Below are 20,563 nucleotides of genomic sequence, written 5' to 3' on the forward strand. Positions count from 1 at the left end.
TTTGAATCTTCTTTTCCATTATCCAAAATTTAAAATATAAAATTCGGTGAGATGATATTTGTGAGAGCAGATTGGTATAAAACAAACCTTAGATGAAAAAACCGCTACTACCTGCATTAAGGTCAAAAAACTACCAGCTGTTTTTTGCCGGACAAGGTATTTCCCTAATTGGGACGTGGATGACGCAACTGGCGACGATTTGGCTAGTTTATCACTTAACAAACTCCCCATTAATGCTAGGAGTTGTGGGATTTTCGAGTCAAATTCCTAGCTTTTTTTTAGCTCCCTTTGGCGGAGTATTTGTAGACCGCTTTTCTCGGTATCGTACCTTAATTAGTACGCAAGTTTTGGCGATGATTCAATCGTTAACCTTAGCAGTGCTGGCGCTAACTGGTGTGATTCAGGTATGGCATATCATCGTCTTGAGTTTGTTTCAAGGATTTATTAACGCCTTAGATGCGCCAGCACGCCAAGCATTTGTACCAGAATTGGTTGAACGCAGAGAAGATTTAGCCAATGCGATCGCTATCAATTCAACGATGATCAACGGTGCGCGATTAATTGGCCCTGCGATCGGGGGTTTATTAATTGCTAGCGTTGGAACGGGCTATTGTTTTTTAATAGATGGTTTGAGCTACATTGCTGTAATCGCTGCTTTATTGGCAATGAAAGTTAAACCTTGGAAAAATTCGGTAACTGACGGTAATCCCTTGCAAAAAGTCAAAGAGGGATTTGTATATGCCTTTAGCTTCCCACCCATTCGCTCCATCCTATTGCTATCAGCTTTAGTTAGTCTTATGGGACTGCAAAACACTATTCTTGTACCAGTGATTGCAGAACAAGTTCTCAAAGGTGGTGCAGAAACATTGGGGTTTTTGATGGCGGCATCTGGAGTTGGAGCCTTAACTGGTGGTATTTATCTAGCTACGCGCCAAACAATCTTGGGAATTGGGAAATTGATTGCTTTAGCTCCAGCAATTTTAGGAATTGGTCTAATTGCCTTTTCTTTGTCTCGATTTTTACCACTTTCTTTATTCACAATGTTATTCGTTGGCTTGGGAACAATTCTCCAAATTGCTGCTAGCAACACATTTTTACAAACAATTGTTGAGGACGACAAACGTGGGCGATTGATGAGCTTATACACAATGTCATTTTTGGGAATGATTCCCGTGGGTAATTTATTAGGAGGTTTATTAGCAAGTCGTATTGGTGCTACCAACACTTTGATTATTGATGGGATAGCTTGTATTTTAGGGTCGATCATTTTTAGCAGACAGTTGCCTGCTTTAAGGAAAATAATGCGTCCAATTTATGAGCATAAGGGTATCTTAATAAGTAATAAAGCTTAAGATAAAAAACCACCAATAGATGGTATAAGATTTAATAATAATTTTGTGACTTAACCTTGGAACTGGAACAACACTATGGCTAATACAGGTGTAATTCGTCAGCAAGGGCAAAATCCTGCTGTACCACCAGAACGTGTACCGCTAAAAACCTGGATTGGTGTATTAGCCAGTATGCTTGGTGCATTTATGGCGGTATTAGATATTCAAATAACTAATGCTTCGCTGCAAGATATTCAAGCAAGTTTAGGAGCGACTCTAGAAGAAGGTTCTTGGATTTCTACGGCGTATCTCGTAGCAGAAATTGTGGTAATTCCTCTAACAGGATGGTTATCACGGGTATTTTCTCTACAACGTTATCTGTTAGTCAATACTACACTATTTATTTTCTTTTCTATATGCTGTGCTTGGGCATGGGATCTGAATTCCATGATTTTATTTCGCGCCTTACAAGGTTTTAGTGGAGGAGTATTAATTCCCACCGCTATGACAGTTGTCTTAACGACTTTACCTCAATCTAAGCAATCAATTGGGTTAGCTGCATTTGGATTTAGTGCAGTTTTTGCACCCTCAATTGGCCCGACAATAGGAGGTTGGTTAACAGAAAATTTTGGTTGGGAATACAACTTTTATATAAATGTAATTCCAGGAGCATTAATGCTGGCTGGCGTTTGGTATGGAATTAAGCAAGAAAAACCCCAAATTAATTTACTCAAACAAGGTGACTGGTGGGGAATTATTGCAATGGCTATAGGGTTAGGTTCCCTGCAAGTTGTTTTAGAAGAAGGTAGCCGTAAAGATTGGTTTGGTTCAGCGTTGATTGTGCGCTTAAGTGCGATCGCAGTAATTTTTTTGGCGATATTTTTCTTTATAGAATTAACTCGGAAGCAACCATTTATTAATTTACGGCTTGTGCTTAGGCGGAACTTTGGTTTAGCCAGTATTGTCAATGTGTCGCTGGGAGTAGGATTGTATGGATCAATTTATATTTTACCGCTGTATCTTGCCCAAATTCAAAAATATAATGCGCTGCAAATTGGTGAAGTATTAATTTGGGCTGGTATTCCCCAACTATTTATTATTCCCCTCATCCCCAGATTAATGAAACGCATTGATGTGCGGTTAATGGTGGCTGTTGGTGTGACTTTGTTTTCCATCAGTGCATTTATGAACTCCGGAATGACTAATGAAACAGGATTAGATCAGTTACGCTGGTCGCAATTTGTCCGGGCAATGGGACAACCCCTAATTATGGTGCCGCTGAGTTCTATCGCAACTGCTGGTTTGAGTCCGAAAGAAGCAGGTTCGGCAAGTGGTTTATTTAATATGATGCGGAATCTGGGTGGTTCTATCGGAATTGCTTCTTTAGCAACTTTATTAGCAAATAGAGAGCAATTTCACTCGAATAGATTGGGTGATGGAGTATCTTTATATAATCCAGAAACTCAGCAGCGAATTGACCAAATGACACAGTATTTTGTCAGTCGGGGAGCAGATTTGAGTACAGCCCAAAATGAAGCGATCGCATCTATATCTAACATTGTCCGCCGGGAAGCATTTGTAATGGCTTTTAACGATTGTTTCTACTTTATTGGCATTGCTTTGTTACTCAGTGGACTTGCTGTTTTATTCCTTAAAAAGGTGAAGGCAACCGGTGGCGCTGTCGCTCATTAAATTTGTTCTATGGGTTAAAATGTTTGATAAAACTACTAAGGTACTAAGATGGTTATTAGCCAAAGTGAGTACTATATCTCCCCAGAAGAATATTTAGAAGGCGAGAAATTTAGTGAAATCAAACACGAGTATATTGATGGGCAGGTCTACGCAATGGCAGGGGCAAGTGATGCTCATGTCACAGTTAGCATGAATATATCTATGCTGTTACGAAACCATCTCCGGGGTAGTGGTTGCCGTGTTTACATGTTAGACATGAAAGCACAAATTGATGTGATAAATCGCTATTTCTATCCTGATGTCATGGTGACTTGTGATCCACGAGATAGAGAATTTGAATATTTTAAGTCTTATCCTTGTTTAATTATCGAAGTACTTTCTGAATCAACAGAAGGCTTTGAGAGAGGGAAGAAATTTGCCAATTACCGACACTTAGAATTACTACAAGAATATGTGCTAATTTCATCAGATAGAATGAGTGTAGAATGCTTCCGTCGCAATGAGCAAGGACATTGGGTACTTTACCCTTATGAAAAAGAACAAGAAGTGCATTTAGCTAGCGTTGATTTTCGTTGTGCGATTGCAGCTATATATGAAGATGTATTATTAGTAGATTAATTCCCTTCTCCAATAGCAGATGCTGCACGTACCAAAATCACAGTTTGGTTGTTATTGCGGCAGATAGTTGCTGGGATATTACCATGCACTACTTGTTGCAACATTCCCTCACGAGAAGCTCCCAAAATAATCACATCACTCTGGTTGCGTTTAGCACAATCCAAGACGGCTTCTGACACAGAATTTGCATAGACTGGAGCAATTGTTACTAAACCATTGAGCCGTTGTTTGAGAAAATCAGCAGCTTTTTTGAGAGTTGTTGTATCCGCTTCGGCTTTATTTGGTTCAAACACTTGACATAAGTTGACCACTGGAGTTTTACTCAATGAAGTCAGTGCTGGGAGCAATTGAATTGCCTGTTGGGCATTGGGGCCACCCGCTATCGGCACTAACCAGCGTTCCAAGTGGCTTTGCTTATTCAGCTTAACTAACACTAAATCACAAGCTGCTTGCCGGATAACCGTATCTACTACCCGACTGAAGACCCTTCCCGGTGTGGCTGTGCTGCCTTTCCAACCCATCAGCATGAAATTAATATGGCGGTCTTTGATAGTTTGCAAAATTGCTTCAGACAAGTCGTGAGCAACTCGAATTTGGGTATGTACTGGGATATGCCATGTCTGTCCCAAATGCATTGCTTGCTCCAGTGGACCCATAGCTGGCTTGATATTCACTTGGGTTTCTGCAAGAATCTTGTGACGGGGGACAACAATAATATGCAGACATTCTATTTCATAATGGCGATCGCGGGCAATTGCTATAGCCATTTCCAACAGCATACCTGCTGTTTTCGGGTTACTCAATGGTACCAGTAACCTTCCCTGTCCAGTTTCTGGCGCACTGGTATGGTAAATCACGCGGGATGGTTCGGCTTTAGAACCTACATCTTCGGAACCATTGAAATAGGCAGCTTCCACCCGAATAATATCACTACGGGTAATGATACCCACCAAGCGGTTTCCTTGCACAACTGGTAAACAGTTAATCTTGTAACGGTTGAGCAAGTGCAGCACATGGGCAAGGGTATCACCAGGAGAGGTAGTTACTGGTTCTGGAGTCATCACTTGGGCCACAGTGGGATGCTCAGTTAAGCTCGTTCGGGAGAGATTTGTGATATCTTGTTGGGTTAAGATTCCGACCAATTTACCCTTTTCCAATACTGGAAAGTGGCGGTGGGAGGATTCGGAAAATGCCTGCAATGCCTCATCCCAACTCATCCGGCTCCCCAGAGTTTCCACATTTGGTTGCATGACATTGGATGCGGTTAGTTGCGTCCAAGGCGCTTGGGGATTGGCTTCTTTTGGCAAATGAATACCCTTAAATTCTAACAGATGGTCGTATAGTGACCCCGTTTCTAGAGCTTCCGCCACCAAATAAGCAGTTACCGAAACAATCATCAGCGGTAACACTAAATTAAAGTCGGTTGTCATCTCAAACACGATGATGACTGCCGTAATTGGAACTCGCGCCACACCACAGAAAAATGCCCCCATCCCCACTCGTGCATAGGTTGTCGCCAAACTCACAGCCAGGAAGTGGTGTTCTAAGGTTCCTACCAAATAACCCAAAGCTGCTCCCAGTCCTAATGTGGGAACCAGCAATCCAGCAGGCGCACCAGAAGCGTAGGTAAACAGGATAAGTAGGAACTGAACAAAGAAAACTAACGCTACTAATTGCCAGTTTGCTTCCCCCGTCAGCAACAGTTCCCGTAATCCAGCGTTGTCCCGAAATAATGAGGGAAGGCAAGCAAATACCAATCCCGTCACTAATCCAGCCAGTCCCATCCGCCAAGGTAAGCTGATTTTGAGGAAGCGACGACTTAAACCCAAACTGGCGAGAACTCCGCGATTGAACAGCACGCCCCCGACTCCTGCCAAAATTCCCAACAGCAGGTAAAAGGGAATTTCCGACACATAAAAGCTGGTATTGGCAGCCGCTAGAACCAGATTTAAATCTAAACTATGGGTGTCACAAATACGGGCAACAACAGAACCAATAAATGAAGCCAGGATTGCCGTTCCCAAGGTGATGTCAGAGACATCTTGCAAAAGTTCTTCTACAACAAATAATACCCCAGCAATCGGGGCATTAAAGGCAGCCGCCAGTCCCGCCCCGGCTCCGGCTGCAATCAGTTGGCGACGGTGTTCAGGGGAGGTGGGAAACCAGCGACTAAACTGATTGGCTAAGGCTGCACCAATTTGCACCGTAGGCCCTTCCCGCCCCAAGGGCATCCCAGATGCTAGCACCAGTGTTGCTCCGACCAATTTTACCAAAGCAATTCGCAGGTTCAGGGGCATGGGCACCTTTGCCAGCACCGCTTTTACTTCCGACATTCCGCTACCAGCAGCTTCAGGGGCGATGCGCTCCACCAACCAGCCTGCGAGAAATCCGCCCACTAAGCCAATTATCGGCAGTGCCAACAAAGCAGGAAACTGATGGGATATTTGCTGTCGCCACCCACCTAATAATCCCACGCCTTGCCCTAACAAGACAGCAGCCAATCCAGAGACTAAACCAATCAGACAAGCTTGCACCATTGCAAGGCGTTTAGTGGGCAAAAGCTTATGGGAGATGCGCTTCCAAAAAATCTGCCCCATGCGTGCCATGTTGATTTTAAACTTGACAACCAATTGGCTACTCATTCAATTCACCCACTATAATAATCACACGAATAAGTTACTAGTGTGTCACGACGTAAATAGAGTAACCATTTAAAAACTCTAAAAATCCCATTCCATAATACTTTTGACTTTTTACTTTTGGCTTTTGACTTCCACCTTGCGGTACTAATGCGCGATCGCTTCAATTCCAGAGATTTTGCTGGTGCTGGTGTTGACACCGTAGTCGGAGTATCAGAGGATTGCCAGGGCAATTGGTGATGGTTAAACCAATAATCTACATAAAATCCCATGACGATAGCTATTAGTAATAATAAATATAATTCTTTTCGCCCAACGTTATAGGGTGAGTTTTCAGTCAAGTTGGATTGAGATAAAATCGAGTTTCCATCAACAGTGTGATGTCTCATAGAAGACCTCCAACTTTATTGTTAGCAACATGGAAGAGAATTTTTATTAGTTTAAATCAAAATCCCCCGAACCAAATTATGTATTTGGTTCGGGGAAATTTTGCTGTGTGGTGTTCCGAGAAGTTATTCAGAATATGAGCTTAAAAAATAGTTGTGGAAATATCAGGTAGAAATCGGGTAGACAATCACAAGCCAAAAACTAAAGCTGCTTCAGACGATAGCCTAGTCCGTGAACTGTGTCAATAAAATCATCAGGAGCGCCAACTTCTCGGAGTTTATCACGTAAACTTTTGATATGAGATTTAACAGTTTCTTCGCTGGGTGGGTCTTCCAATGACCAAATTTGCTCAAAAAAAAATATAAACAAAATTAATCATTCGTTTGATTTGCGTATAATTTACGCGAATCACTCTTTTTTTGTCCAAAGTCGAATATTTTAGCTTATTCCACAATTATTTGACTCACTACACTTTTATGAAAGTTCCTGTTGTTTTGATTCTTTTTAATCGTCCTGATTATACTGCTCAAGTCTGGGAGTCCATCCGCCAAGCTCAACCTCAACAATTATGGGTGATTGCAGATGGGCCGCGTCCCCATGTTCCTAAGGATATTGAACACTGTCAAGCTGCAAGAGCAATCGTCGAAACGGTAGATTGGCCTTGTGAAGTTATGAAAAATTATGCTAATGAAAATTGGGGATGTGGGAAAAGAGTATTTAGTGGATTATCTTGGGTATTTGATCAAGTTGAAGAAGCTATTATTTTAGAGGATGATTGTCTACCTAACCCGACTTTCTTCCCATTTTGTACAGAATTGCTCGCTCGCTATCGATTCGATCCTCGTATTTTGCTCATTAGTGGACGCAATGATCTCGGACAGTGGAAAAGTGACCAACAAAGCTACCATTTTTCTCATTATGGAAGCATTTGGGGTTGGGCAAGTTGGCAACGGGCTTGGAAACTCTGTGATCCCAGTTTAAAATCCTTTGACTCAACGACCATTCTTCAAACTCTAAGTGAAATCTTAGCGGACTCAGAACAGGTAAATTATCGCTTTTGGCTTTATGAGAATATTTTAAATGGGCGCATTGATACTTGGGATATTCAATGGGCTTTGACTCGATTACTTCATCAAGGTTTAGAAATTGCTCCTTCTGTAAACTTAGTCAAAAATTTAGGCTTTGATCCTCAAGCAACTCATACTAAAAAAGTAGATGATCTGCGTGCAGAGATTATTTCTAGATCAATGCAATTTCCTTTACAGCACCCTCCGGAAATATTTCGGAGTGATGATAACTTTGATCGTCAAACTTTTTTAATGCTACTAATGAGCACCTATAAACAAGTACGGACTTTGAAGGTCTTGCAACAAGCGATCGCCCAGGGTAAAATACCACCTAATTTAGAACCAGGAATTTTCCATGCACTCACACCACTTTACCACTTGCAAGAAGCAAATTCAGTATTAAAACATATTTTGCAATGGAATCCTAGCCATAAAGCGGCTAATTTACTTTGCCAGGAATTTCAAAAATTTTTACATTGATCACGCCGAACATTTGAAGACTAAGCTAATCGATTTTTGGAGCATTCGCCATCCTTTTTGTAGCAATATCCCTGGCACTTGCCAGACATGATCTAATTTCCATTGATGCTTTAAAAATTCAAAGAATCCTTCAGAATAACCAGACTGCTCATCCTGGCACTTTAAAGAATATTCCTCATATCGATACTGTAAACTTAAGTAGTAGTCTAAGATTACTGAAGTTGCCTTTATTCGCGGAAGAGGTTGAAGTTGGTGTTCATACAGAATCTTTTCGTTTAAGGAATTAGATATTTTTGCTAATTTTTCTAAAACTTCTACAGGAATTGGGGCATTCAAAACAAACTTTAAATAGCCAAGAGTATCGTACAAAGGTTGATTAAGATGAAATTGATCGGCGAAATTGACGAGTCTTTGCCAGTCTAAATCAGGTGATTGCTGTAAAATAATCCAAGCATCTACAGCCCAACGGAGTGGAGGTAAAGAATTCCATCGCGCACCATGAATACAAACATGAAATAGCTGATCGCTAGGATTGAGAATCTTGACTGTCCCACCCCGAATTTGTAGCGATTCAGAAGCTTGCCAAAAAGCTGTATCTAACTCTGGAATACATTGGTGTAAAATATGCCAATGAAGATCAAGTTCTAAGCCACTTTCGTTGATAAAAGTTTGAGCGTGCCGTATTAAAAGTAAATGTTTTGAACTAGAATAAGATTCACCTGGCTTTTTGTACCATTGAAGGTTTTCCAAAACTTGAACTGCAATCTCCACTTGTTCAGAGGACACTAGTAAATCTAAATCATTCATGGAGCGACGGCCAAGATTTTGATAGTAGCGTAAGATTAATCCCACTCCTTTTAACAACAACGTTGAAATTTCCGCTCCCTCAAAAGCTTGAATTACTTTTTCTAGCTGATGTATAAGCAACTGATTTTTATACCAAACTTTGCAATAAATGCCTTTTAGTTTAAGTAAAATTTCATCCTCAATCGGATGACTTCCTATGTTGTAATAAAGCTGGGATAGAAGACGATAAGAACCACTATCAATACTGTCAAAATCAACTGTATTTCTCCACTCTCGCCAAGCAAGTAGGCTCTCTTGTCCCTGCCATAAAGCCGCCTTCAAAAGCAGTTCTTGGAATGAATTTGGCCAAGGTCCTTGTGGATAACGAAGCAAAAGAGACGCATCATAATTCTTCTGAGTCATTTAAAGAAACCTAACAACTTCACAAAAGTAGCAAATAATTTAAAAAACTTAAGGCTCAATAGCTATTTCAAGGAGATGAGCTTGGGAAAAAGGCTAAAAGGATTAAACCAAAAGTGATCCAAATGCTGAAGAGTTATGGGGCTGAAAGCCAAGTTCAGCAAGCATTTTAAGCGCTTCTCTCCAAATACCTCCCCGAAAGCCCTATAGAACCAAACTTAAAACTACTTATGCTTCCTGCATCTATCTCCCAAGAAATCCGTATTTTTACTGTTACCTAAAACCTGGTTTAACATTGTAAACTTTTTGGAGCGTATAATTGAGTATAGAATTTATGAATTACAAGACTTGCTTTAAGTTTAGAGATTCCCAGATTGTATATGAGTTTTTTGATGATGAGGTGATTTTAATTGATTTGAACAATGGTAAATATTATCACCTAAACCGGGTAGGACTCATTATTTTGAAGGGAATTGAACAACAAAAGTCACTGCTGGAGATTATTCAACTTCTTTTCCAAAATTTTATAAATTGTCCTCCAGATTTACAGCAAGTTGTCACAAATTTTTTAGAGGAGTTACAACAAGAATCTCTTATTGTTGTTAATACTGAAGTTTTAGACAATGGTAATAATACGGAAGTTAGCCAGAATGATCCATCTTCTGAGTCTCTGTCAGTATTTGAGCTTCCCTCTCTAAAAAAATATACTGATATGCAAGATTTACTCTTACTTGATCCCATTCATGATGTGGATGATGCAGGCTGGCCTGTACGTTTACCCTCATCCTAAGTAGCCTTTGTTTTTCTAAGTTATGGATGCGAACGCGTATTTTAGTGCGGCCCACGAAGCATTTTGCCAAGCTCAAGTTCAGCAGGGGAATATTGAGTACTGGTACAAAATCGGCGGATATATCATCTGTCAGCGTTTTGCTGGACAAGCTTTAATTCCTCAAATGACCGAGGCTTTATCTCACTTGCAAATTTCTCCTTGTTCCTCAGCAGATTTTACAATTTGTCTTTGGGACAGTTCTTCTACAGGCATAGCCATGCCTTCTCCCCCTTGGTCGGTTTATGATTACGGCGATCGTGGATTAGTAAATGGCTATAATAGCGATCGCTTTTCTACCCTGTTTCAAGTTGGACCCGATGTTTTGCACCTTTTTGATCGAGATCGTCAGCTAGCTCTGTATTGGGTTAAAACAGCAGCGCAAATTCCTTATTGGGAACATAGTTTTCCACTGCGAATAGCGCTACATTGGTGGACTCGTTCTTTTGGGCTCCAATTAGTTCATGCAGGAGCAGTAGGGACGCAAACAGGCTGTGTATTACTGACAGGTAAAAGTGGTTCCGGAAAATCAACAACGACCTTAGCTTGCCTAGAAGCCGACATGCTATACCTAGGAGATGACTACGTGATGATACAAACTGAACCGATTTCCAGTGTTTATAGCCTTTACAATACTGCCAAACTGGAAGCTAGTAACCTATGGCGCTTTCCCAATCTAGCCAATAATGTTAGTAATTTGGAACGATTAAACCGCGAAAAAGCCTTAATATTTTTACACAGTCATAGACCAGAACAGTTAATATCTCATTTACCGATTCGGGCTGTTTTAACACTTCAGATTAGCCATCAGGAAAATTCCTCACTCCAAAAACGCTCCCCCTCAGAAAGTTTTGCCGCTTTAGCTCCCACAACGACTTTCCATCTCCCCCGATATACTAAAGTTATTACTCAAAAAATTGCTGCTTTAGTCAATCAAGTACCCAATTACAGATTAATCTTAGGTACGAATTTAAAACAAATTCCTGAAGCTATTTTGAGTTTGCTCTAGTCGGTAATTCATGGAAGTAACCCTCTTTCATCACTCTCATAAAATAATAAATAAATGATATGTTGTAAACGCTTTGCTAGAGTATATTTGCGGGAAGTCCAGCAATCTTCTTCCTCTAATTCTTTAGGAATGCATTGTTTCTGTTTTTTTGACAAATGACTACAGAGCCGATATTTAATTGCTTGCTTTTTAGAATATATTTTGTTTTATTCTAGCAAAAGCACACTCCTTTGACTCACAATATAAAAGATTAAGTAACTAGAATGAAACCTACCTTAAGCATTATTATTCCTATTTATAATGGTGCCCAATTTGTGTCTCAAGCTCTTCATTGTATTCAGCAACAGGAACAATTACCTAAAAATACCGAAATCTGGCTGATTGATGATGGCTCTACGGATGATACGGCGGCGATCGCTCAACAATTTTCTGTAAATTATTATTATCAACCTCAGCAAGGTCCTGCCTCTGCTCGAAATCAAGGAATTTTAATCACTCAAGGTGAATTTATTGCCTTTCTAGATGTAGATGATTTGTGGGCAGCTAATAAATTAAAAACTCATCTTGCTGTGTTATTAGCTCGACCTGAAATTTCTATTGTTAAAGGTTTGATACAGGAAACGCATTTAAATCAGTCCTCTGATCTCAGTGCAAATCAGGAAAATAATATCGATTTTGAATTCAAAGGTGAACCCTATGAAAGTTTTCATTTAGGAGCTACAACCTTTCGGCGGAGTATTTTTGAGCAGGTTGGCTTGTTAGATGAAACATTTTGGTATGGTGAGGATGTAGAGTGGTTTGTACGAGCTAAAGATAAGGGTGTGACCTCTGTAGTAGTACCTCAAATCTCTCTTTACTACCGTCGCCATTTAAATAGTCTAACCATGCAATGTAAACAGCAACCTCTGGGATTAACCAAGGCATTACATAAATTATTGACACAACGTCAACTTTTTAATTCACCCTTGGGTTGAGTTTTTAATTAAGTAAATCTTTATTCTTTGTACTTATGAATACTTCTAACCTCGTTAGTATTATTGTGGTTGTCAAGAACGGTGAACGTTATTTGAAAGCAGCCTTAGATAGTATTCAACAGCAAAACTACTCCAATTATGAAACTATTGTGATTGATGGAGCTTCAACGGATCGAACAGCCGAAATTGCTCAGTCTTACTTAGGTATGATTTATCAACAACAAGACGGGAAAGGATTAGCCCAAGCACGGAATACTGGAATTTTGGTAGCACAGGGAGAATTAATTACCTTTCTAGATCACGATGATTACTGGGAAGTCAATTTATTAAGTCAACGAGTAGATTCTCTCTTATCGGAACCACAGATACAGGGGACTTTAGGGTATTTACAAAAATTTTTTGAATCTGATTATAAAACTACGGAATCACTTAAGGATAAAGAAGCTTTTAAGCCCATCATTGGTTATACACCTGGTACGCTTTTAGCTAGACGAACACTTTTTGAACAGGTGGGAGGTTTCAATTCAGAATTTAAGATTGGATGCGATAGTGAATGGTTTGCACGAGTTCAAGACCAGGGAATTTTACTAAAAGTTTTACCGCTGTTAGTCTTGCATAAACGTTTACATAATAATAATCTATCTTCTAAAAAAGAAGTTTATCGCAAAGAGATTTTTACTTTATTGCAACAATCTTTGAGGCGTCGTTAGGCTTCTAAACTATAGAAAAATATAAAAATAATCCCTATAATTTTTAATTCAATTTGGCGTTACTAAGTCAACATTTTAATCCTGATTCTTGAGTTACTAACTGTGACATTACATATCTTACATATTATTAATCGATTATCTGGAGACGGCCCGACGCGATCGCTTTTAGCAATGGCGAAGTATTCTAAGTCCTTAGATCTTGCTCAAGAACATCGAATTTTAGCCTTACAAGAAGCAGCCTCTCCCCTAGCTCGTTTACTAGCAAAGCAAGTTGGAGTTCCCTTTTTACTAAATCCTTCTATAGAAAAAGTTCAAGCAGAGTTATCTAGGGCTGATATTGTTGAACTTCACTTTTGGAATTGCCCAGAAAATTATGAGTTTTTGAGAGGGGATTGGCCACCCATTCGGTTATTAATTTGGTCAAAAATTTTAGGTGATCAAGCACCTCAGATTATTACTCAAGATATTATTGCTGTTTCAGATTTTTTTGTGGGCACAAATTCTTTAACCATTGATTTAATGGTTAAAGAATTCTCTAAGATGGAACTACAATCTCGACAAAAAATAGGATTGGTTCCTGGAGTTGCAGATTTTGAGCGATTGAGTAATTTTCAAACTCAACTTCATAGTACTTTTAATGTTGGCTATATTGGCACTGTCAATTTTGCTAAGATGCACCCTCATTACGTGTCCATGAGTGCTGCTATTCAGATTTCTGATATTCGTTTTATTGTTTGTGGCGGTGGAATTGAGGCAGAGTTGAAACAACAAGCTGCAACCTTAGGGGTAACAGAAAAATTTAACTTCCGAGGATATGTCGAAAATATTCGGTCTATCCTATCAATTTTAGATGTTTTTGGGTATCCCCTTTGCCCAGAAACCTATGCAACGAGTGAAAAATCTTTGCAAGAAGCGATGTATGCTGGAATTCCTCCCGTCGTTTTTCCCTATGGAGGTGTTAAATCTTTGGTACAACATCAAGAAACTGGGTTAGTGGTTGAAAATGAGCAAGAGTATCAACAAGCCATCGAGTATCTTTATCACAATCCGCAAGAACGACTCAAATTAGGGTATAACGCTCAACAGTATATTCGTCAGCACTTTGATGGAGAAAATTTAACCCGGAAAATGCACCAAATTTATGAACAAATGATGCGATCGCCAAAACGCCTCCATCCATGGCCAGATCATTTGTCTTCTAAAACTTCTGCCGAAGGATTTGTGAAATCTTTAGGTAATGCAGGATCTCAATTTGCGATTAGTTTACAGCCTCAAAGTTTTGAGGAAGCTATACAAGCAGATCAACTAATTGCTTGTTCTTCAATGCTTTTAGCCCAAGGGGAAGGAGGAATTGTTCATTATCGCAACAAAAATCCCCAAGATGGTTTTTTACGCTTTTGGACAGGGTTAGTTTTTGATCATAAACAACAGTTTTCTAAAGCTTTAATAGAATTTGAAGCAGCGATCGCTTTGGGTTGTGATTACAGACAAGTAAATTGGTTCATTGAAAAAGTCTTGCATGAAATGGATCAAAAGGACAAATTTTAGAAAAATTTATTTATATAAGAATATTACTGTGTGGCACTATTATCTCAATCTATATCAACTCGATCGAATTCGTTTAGGCTTAGTAGTTTTAGCCGTCATTAGTCAATCCTTGCTTCTGATTCCTTTTGCAGGTCTAATTCGTTCAATGTTTGATATTGTCATTCCCAATTTCAATATTTCTCAACTTTTAATTAATACTTGCTTATTGCTAGGTTTATATTTAATTCAACAATTATTGGCATTTTGGTCTGAGTATACGATTACAGAAATTACTTTGACTGTTTCTCAAAAATTGCGAGAAATAATTTTAAAAAAACTATATACATTTTCTTGGCATTATCACAATCAAATTAATCTAGGAACCTTTCATGCCAGCCTTGTTCATGATATAGGTCATGTAGAAACCGTTAGTAAGCTTTTAATTGCCCGTTGGCTCCCTGCCTTAGTTACTATTGCTTGCTTAAGCTTCATTTTAATAATTTATAACTGGATTTTATTTCTAGTTATAATTGTTTCAGTTCCATCCTCTATCTTAATTGGCAAGAGACTTAAAAATCGCATCAAAAGCAATTTTGCTCTCAAGCGCCAAGCAATTATAGATTTTAGTGATCTTACTCTAACAGCCCTGAAAACTATTGAATTAACTCGGATTCAAACGGCAGAGCTACTTGAGATTGAGAACCAACAAAATCAATTATCAATTCTTAAATCTACCAGCTTAAATTTTACTCGATTGCAAACGCTTTACAATGTACTCCAGCAAATTATTGTGACTTTGGCTAAGTTATTACTGCTTGTTGTCGGCAGTTTACTGATTTATTTGCATCAATTAACCCTCGGATCATTGATTGCTTTTTTTGTTGCGGCTAGTCAATTTAATTCTGCTTTCAATGAGTTAAACACTGCTTTGCCTAATTTTCTAACAATGTCGCAATCGTTAAAGACTTTGATGCAAATTATTCAAACTCCCGATACAGAGCCTTATTCAGGAAAACTACAGATTGCATTTCAAGGAAGTCTTAGTTTTAATAATGTTAATTTTCAATATGATGATCGCCCTGTTTTACAAAATTTGAACTTAAAAATTCTTCCCCAATCCATCGTCGCTATTGTCGGGAATAATGGTGTCGGTAAAAGTACCCTGATTCGTCTGCTCTTAGGATTTTATCTCCCCACACAAGGAGAAATTTTAATTGATCACTATCCTTTAAGCCAATTAGATATTAATTATTGGCGAAAAAACTTAGGAGTTGTGACTCAAAACTCAGTTTTTATTCCTGGAACAATCTGGGAAAACTTAACCTATGGTTGCCCCCATTTATCAATGGCAGAGGTAATTGAAGCAACAAAAATATCTGCGGCTCACGATTGGATCTGTCACTTACCTAAAAGCTATCATACTTTGATTGGTGAAGAAGCGAATTGGCTATCGGGCGGGCAACGTCAAAAAATTGCGATCGCCAGAGCTCTGCTGCGTCGTCCCAAATTTCTGATCTTTGATGAACCAACTAATCATCTAGATCAAACTACTATTACTACCATTATGCAAAACTTAACAATACTTCCCGATCATCCAACCATTTTATTAGTAAGTCATGATCCAACTGTGATTGCTTATGCCCATCAGGTTTACAGAATTTTCTAGAATCTATTTCAAATATCCTCTAAGAAATAAGTTCCCAACTCTTTGATTCGCCCTACCCAAGCCTTAACGTTATCAGCCGCTTTATATTTCCATTGAAGTTGAAGTACTTCTCTGGTGTAAGAATCATCAAACACTACGTTGTCTTTATTTTCAAATATTGGTGCTTGGAATTTTACCTGAGCAGCCTCCGCAAACAAAGTTGCCATCTGGCTAATACTCAGATTTTCAGCCGCTGCAAGGTAGTGTCCTCCTTTGAAGCCTTTTCGGGCTGCGGCGATGTAGCAGTCTGCCAAATCTTCAACGTGAATCCACGCGGTCATAAAATCTGGTGGAAATGGCTGATAGCCTTGGTGCGGTTTGCCGGTGATAAACTGCTGAATTGCAAAATCCCAGATACTGCCACGGGTAGGCGATGAACCATACACTGATGAAGGATAAACGATGGAGGCGTTACCTCCTTTGCTGATATATTCCTCTATTAGTTCATCCTTCATCAAATTTACATTTACTAGTAACTCAATCCATGCTAGATATTCGAGCTTTTTGAAACCTGTGTGGAGAGGTATTTCTGTTATTCTTCCTCCATCAGCAGTCACTAAAGAGAAATTGCCACTGGTGGCGATGACATGAATATCTGGTGAAACCGCACTAGCAGCGTGTAAAGCGGCTTCTAATGCTATACGATCTTTCTCAAATTGAGCTTCTTGGGTTGATTCTGGAGGCATGTGCCATGCCAAATTAATTACCGTTTTAACATCATGCTTGCGAATTACTTCTTCAACATCCTGTTGAGAAAATTGTTCTTCTTTGGAGAAAATTATTTTTTTACAGAACGGTTTGATAGCCTCAATATCACGGTTTGGACGCACAAGGGCTAACACGGCAAAATCTTGTGTTTGAGAAAGCTTGCGGCACAAAGCTCCACCAATATAGCCGGTTGCGCCCATGACCAAGATATTTTTAACTGAACTGTCTGTCTTGTCTGAAAATTGTTTTTTTTCTAACATATTTGAGAGTTATAGCTAATCAAGTTCTTCAATTTACATTCAACAAGCTAATATTGTTTACAAATTTGCTTTCGAGACTTTTTCAATTTGCCCAGTAAAGTATGCTTCCTGATGTTTAAGTTGTTGCGCTAGTTCTAACCCTTTTTGAAAAGCTGTTAGTGCTTGAGGAAACTCTTTACGTTCTAGATACAATTGCCCAATTTGGTCATAAGCTTGCATCAACCCGTAAAAGTTGGCGGCTTGCGCCTCTATCTGCACAAGAATTTCACTAGCCTGCAAAGCCTCGTCTGTTTGTCCTTGAGAACGGTACAGCGCAATTAATTTTTGCAAAGCTTCACCAGCCCGAACATACTCTTGTAATTGCCAAGCAGTTATATAGGCTTCTTGATAATTTTTAAAAGCTTCTAGCAGTAAGTTAGGATCTTTCTTTGCTAGAGATTCGTAATCTGAAGCGATCGCTAGCTTTAATTCTGGTATTTCAGTAAGATTATTTTCATTGACGTAAATTTCTGCTAGTTTATTAAGTACATTCAATGACTGCTGCGGTTGGTTTGTCTGCTCGTAAATCTCAGCCAGCCGTTGCAAATATGTTACTTCGTTTACACGATCGCCAACAGAAGTAGCTAAACCCAACAATTCCTCGTAGATTGGCGCAGCTTTGCGATAATCAAACCAACTCAAATTTAGTTCTCCAATTTTTTTAAGGATTTCTACTAGGGCTGTTGTATCTTTTTGCTGTCGCACCACTAACAAAACTTGGTCGTAAGCTTCCAGAGCTAGTTTAGGCGATCGCACATTTTGGTAAGCTTGCCCTAGCGATCGCCACAATTCAAGATCAATTTGGGCAGTTGTTTTCTGAGATTGTGCCTGCTTTTGAATTGCTTGCAATCGCTGCGTAATATATTGTACTTCTTGGCTGTCGTTTTGCTTCCAGGCGATCGCCCCGACTCGTGATAGTGCTTGCACCTCTAGTGATGAACTTAAAAAGCGTCGCAAGCGCAGTTCCCGGTTCCAAATTTCAAACGCCCCCACCTGATCCCCTGCTTGCAGTTTCGCTGCTGCTTCTTGGTTTAAGGCATCCAGCGCTGGTTCTAACTTTTGCTGTTCTTCGAGAGTTAACGGCTGTTTATCCTTGGGCAAACGTGGTACGAGTGGATCGGGTGTGGTAATTTCTAGAGGACTAGGAGGAAATTCATCCGGTGGTTTGGGCTTTTTACTCTCTGCCAGCGTCAAGGAGTTGCTAAAGAGTATAGCGGCAGTAACAATCACAATTAAGCGCCTGAGCATGGGTACTTTGCCTTGCCTTGAGTTGGTTGCATGAGGTAATTATCCCCATGCCCTATTATTTACTAACTATTCCCCAGCTTTACAAGGTTGGGTTGAAGTACGAAACCCAACATCTTCGGCACTTTGTAAACTTTATATGAACCTATCCCACTAATTTCGAAATGTGGTAATCTAATTATCAATTTAATATCAAGCTAATACAATTAAAGGTTTTTAAGTACAATTACTTATATTTTATAGCACTTTAACATAATTTATGCAAGCGAAAATCTCTTGAAGATGGCTGCAAAAATATACTAAATAATTTGATAAAATTTATTATTGGCGTTTGCATCACTCAGAAAATATACCCTCCCAATAATTAATTAATACAGATATCCTTTATTAAAGCTAATTAGCTCTCGAAGTAGAGACGCGATATATCGCGTCTCTACATGGGTTTTGACATCAAACAAAATCATTTTCATACTTCTTATTCAGCAACGCCAATTTTTTTTTTTTCATGGGTGCTGTTTGGTGAAACGAAGATATAGCGGCTTAAACTGGGGCTGTTAATCACCCTTTTCCTGTGGTCGAGACTGCGCGAATGGGTTTGCCACTTTAGTCAGCGACTACTTTTTTAAATAGGAAGGTAAAAAATGGAATGGGCTATTTACAAAAAGAATACAGGCAGTTTTGTAATAGCAGTGGCAATTATGACTGGTGTTGGCGTCGTCTCTTATCTGAGTTTGCTTCAGTATAAAGAAAACGCTCAATGGGTTACACATACACTCGAGGTGCTTGAAAAGACTAAAGAAGTAATGTCACTGCTCAAAGATGCAGAGACTGGGCAACGCGGCTATCTGCTCACGGGCAAAGAACGGTATCTAGAACCCTATCGCGCTGCAACTGGCAAGATTGCTCAGAATGTTAAGGCTCTGCGCCAATTGACTACGGATAACCGCAATCAACAGCGGCGGCTCGATAGCCTTGAACCCATGATTGCCAAAAAACTGGTTTTGATTGAACAGACAATTAAGGCGAGGAGCGAAAATTTAGAGTCCGCACTGCAAATAGTTCAGACAGATCAGGGTCAGCAGCTCATGGAAGACATGCGAATGCTCACTATAGCTATGGAGAAGGAAGAAAATCAGTTGTTGAAAAAGCGGTCAGCACAGGCAAACGCCAGCGCTCGTCAAACAACTTTGCTGACTATTTTTGGCAGCATTATAGCTTCTGTGATCGTCGGTTTAGCAGCCATGATCACCAATCAAGAACTCGTCAAACGCGAGCGGATGGAGAAGTCTCTGCAAAAGGCTCGTGATCAGTTAGAAATAGAGGTGAAGAAACGGACTGCCGAACTTAGAAACACTAACGAAGAATTGCAAACTGAAATTAATGAACGCAAAAGGGCGGAGTCAGAGATTCTGCGCCTGAACGTCCAGCTTGAGCAGCGAGTCGTCGAACGCACAGCACAACTCGAAGCCACTAACAAAGAGATGGAAGCATTTAGTTATTCTGTGTCTCACGACCTGCGGGCGCCCTTGCGGAGCATCGACGGCTTTAGCCAAGCACTACTAGAAGACTATGCTGACAAGCTGGACGCACTAGGTCAAAACTACCTCCTGCGGGTACGTGCAGCCACCCAGCGGATGGCACAACTCATCGACGATTTACTGAATCTGTCACGACTGACGCGCAGTGAGATGCGTTGCGAAAAGGTTGATCTGAGCGCCCTGGTGGAGACGATCGCCACAGAGTTGCACAAAACCCAACCAGAACGCCAAGTAGAGTTTGCGATCGCGCCGGGATTGGTTACCAATGGTGATGCTCATCTGTTACGGATTGTGCTAGAAAACCTGCTGGGTAATGCGTGGAAGTTTACAGGAAAACATCAAAAAGCCCAAATTCTATTTGTGCTTTTGCAACAAGATGACACCGATGCGTATTTTGTCCGTGATGATGGTACAGGTTTCGATATGTCCTATGTCGATAAACTCTTCGGTGCCTTTCAGCGCCTGCACGCCATGACTGAGTTTGAAGGTACTGGCATCGGATTAGCTACTGTGCAGCGGATTGTTCACCGTCATGGTGGCCGTGTCTGGGCCGAAAGCGCAGTGGAGCAAGGCGCAACATTTTACTTCACCCTTTAACTACA

At 40.0% G+C, this 20,563-nt stretch carries 16 protein-coding genes and 1 pseudogene; 11 read left to right on the plus strand and 6 right to left on the minus strand.

Annotated elements, in window-relative coordinates:
- The first annotated feature begins 92 nt into the window (after nt 1-92).
- From V7K85_RS35645 to V7K85_RS35655, 3 genes are all read left to right on the plus strand, one after another.
- A complete protein-coding gene (locus tag V7K85_RS35645) occupies nt 93-1,352 on the plus strand; it encodes an MFS transporter (RefSeq protein ID WP_334821334.1) in 1,260 nt (419 codons plus the stop codon).
- Between the two features lie 75 nt (nt 1,353-1,427).
- Complete coding sequence (locus V7K85_RS35650; RefSeq protein WP_334821336.1) at nt 1,428-3,023, plus strand: DHA2 family efflux MFS transporter permease subunit; 1,596 nt, start codon at nt 1,428-1,430, stop codon at nt 3,021-3,023.
- A 48-nt stretch (nt 3,024-3,071) separates the two neighbouring features.
- Nucleotides 3,072-3,641, plus strand: a complete 570-nt coding sequence (locus V7K85_RS35655; RefSeq protein WP_334821338.1) for a Uma2 family endonuclease — start codon at nt 3,072-3,074, stop codon at nt 3,639-3,641.
- Here V7K85_RS35655 and V7K85_RS35660 read toward each other — a convergent pair.
- The 3 genes and pseudogenes from V7K85_RS35660 to V7K85_RS35670 form a co-directional block, all read right to left on the minus strand.
- A complete protein-coding gene (locus V7K85_RS35660; protein ID WP_334821448.1) occupies nt 3,638-6,247 on the minus strand; it encodes a chloride channel protein in 2,610 nt (869 codons plus the stop codon). The genes V7K85_RS35655 and V7K85_RS35660 overlap by 4 nt on opposite strands.
- 41 nt (nt 6,248-6,288) lie before the next feature.
- Entirely contained in the window at nt 6,289-6,669 is a 381-nt protein-coding gene (locus V7K85_RS35665) for a hypothetical protein (RefSeq protein WP_334821340.1), read from the minus strand.
- Between the two features lie 199 nt (nt 6,670-6,868).
- Nucleotides 6,869-7,018, minus strand: a pseudogene (locus tag V7K85_RS35670) (winged helix-turn-helix domain-containing protein); the annotation flags it as partial.
- A 125-nt stretch (nt 7,019-7,143) separates the two neighbouring features.
- Here V7K85_RS35670 and V7K85_RS35675 point away from each other — a divergent pair.
- Complete coding sequence (locus V7K85_RS35675; protein ID WP_334821342.1) at nt 7,144-8,214, plus strand: glycosyltransferase family 2 protein; 1,071 nt, start codon at nt 7,144-7,146, stop codon at nt 8,212-8,214.
- Here V7K85_RS35675 and V7K85_RS35680 read toward each other — a convergent pair whose 3' ends face one another.
- Entirely contained in the window at nt 8,215-9,423 is a 1,209-nt protein-coding gene (locus V7K85_RS35680; protein WP_334821344.1) for a nucleotidyltransferase domain-containing protein, read from the minus strand.
- Between the two features lie 331 nt (nt 9,424-9,754).
- On the opposite strand from V7K85_RS35680, the gene V7K85_RS35685 reads away from it, so the two are divergent.
- From V7K85_RS35685 to V7K85_RS35710, 6 genes are all read left to right on the plus strand, one after another.
- Nucleotides 9,755-10,210: a PqqD family protein gene (locus V7K85_RS35685; RefSeq protein WP_334821345.1), complete on the plus strand. Its 456-nt coding sequence runs from the start codon at nt 9,755-9,757 to the stop codon at nt 10,208-10,210.
- Between the two features lie 22 nt (nt 10,211-10,232).
- Nucleotides 10,233-11,255, plus strand: coding sequence for a serine kinase (locus V7K85_RS35690; RefSeq protein WP_334821347.1), 1,023 nt, complete (start codon nt 10,233-10,235; stop codon nt 11,253-11,255).
- 263 nt (nt 11,256-11,518) lie between these two features.
- Nucleotides 11,519-12,229 carry a glycosyltransferase family 2 protein gene (locus V7K85_RS35695; protein WP_334821349.1) on the plus strand — a complete coding sequence of 237 codons (711 nt, stop codon included), beginning with the start codon at nt 11,519-11,521 and terminating at the stop codon, nt 12,227-12,229.
- Nucleotides 12,230-12,264: 35 nt separating this feature from the next.
- Nucleotides 12,265-12,939, plus strand: a complete 675-nt coding sequence (locus V7K85_RS35700; RefSeq protein WP_334821351.1) for a glycosyltransferase family A protein — start codon at nt 12,265-12,267, stop codon at nt 12,937-12,939.
- 102 nt (nt 12,940-13,041) lie between these two features.
- Entirely contained in the window at nt 13,042-14,487 is a 1,446-nt protein-coding gene (locus V7K85_RS35705; protein ID WP_334821353.1) for a glycosyltransferase family 4 protein, read from the plus strand.
- Nucleotides 14,459-16,132, plus strand: a complete 1,674-nt coding sequence (locus V7K85_RS35710) for an ABC transporter ATP-binding protein (RefSeq protein WP_334821354.1) — start codon at nt 14,459-14,461, stop codon at nt 16,130-16,132. Before V7K85_RS35705 ends, V7K85_RS35710 begins: the two co-directional genes overlap by 29 nt.
- An 8-nt stretch (nt 16,133-16,140) precedes the next feature.
- Here V7K85_RS35710 and V7K85_RS35715 read toward each other — a convergent pair whose 3' ends face one another.
- Together V7K85_RS35715 and V7K85_RS35720 are read right to left on the minus strand one after the other, a co-directional pair.
- Nucleotides 16,141-17,139 carry an NAD-dependent epimerase/dehydratase family protein gene (locus V7K85_RS35715; protein WP_334821356.1) on the minus strand — a complete coding sequence of 333 codons (999 nt, stop codon included), beginning with the start codon at nt 17,137-17,139 and terminating at the stop codon, nt 16,141-16,143.
- A 57-nt stretch (nt 17,140-17,196) separates the two neighbouring features.
- On the minus strand, nt 17,197-18,426 hold the full coding sequence (locus V7K85_RS35720; RefSeq protein WP_334821358.1) for a tetratricopeptide repeat protein: 1,230 nt from the start codon (nt 18,424-18,426) through the stop codon (nt 17,197-17,199).
- A 638-nt stretch (nt 18,427-19,064) separates the two neighbouring features.
- Between V7K85_RS35720 and V7K85_RS35725 the strand changes: the two genes are divergently transcribed.
- Entirely contained in the window at nt 19,065-20,558 is a 1,494-nt protein-coding gene (locus tag V7K85_RS35725) for a sensor histidine kinase (RefSeq protein WP_334821361.1), read from the plus strand.
- Nucleotides 20,559-20,563 lie beyond the last annotated feature (5 nt).

Source organism: Nostoc sp. (assembly GCF_036917615.1).
In the GTDB taxonomy this organism is placed as follows: Bacteria; Cyanobacteriota; Cyanobacteriia; order Cyanobacteriales; family Nostocaceae; genus Nostoc.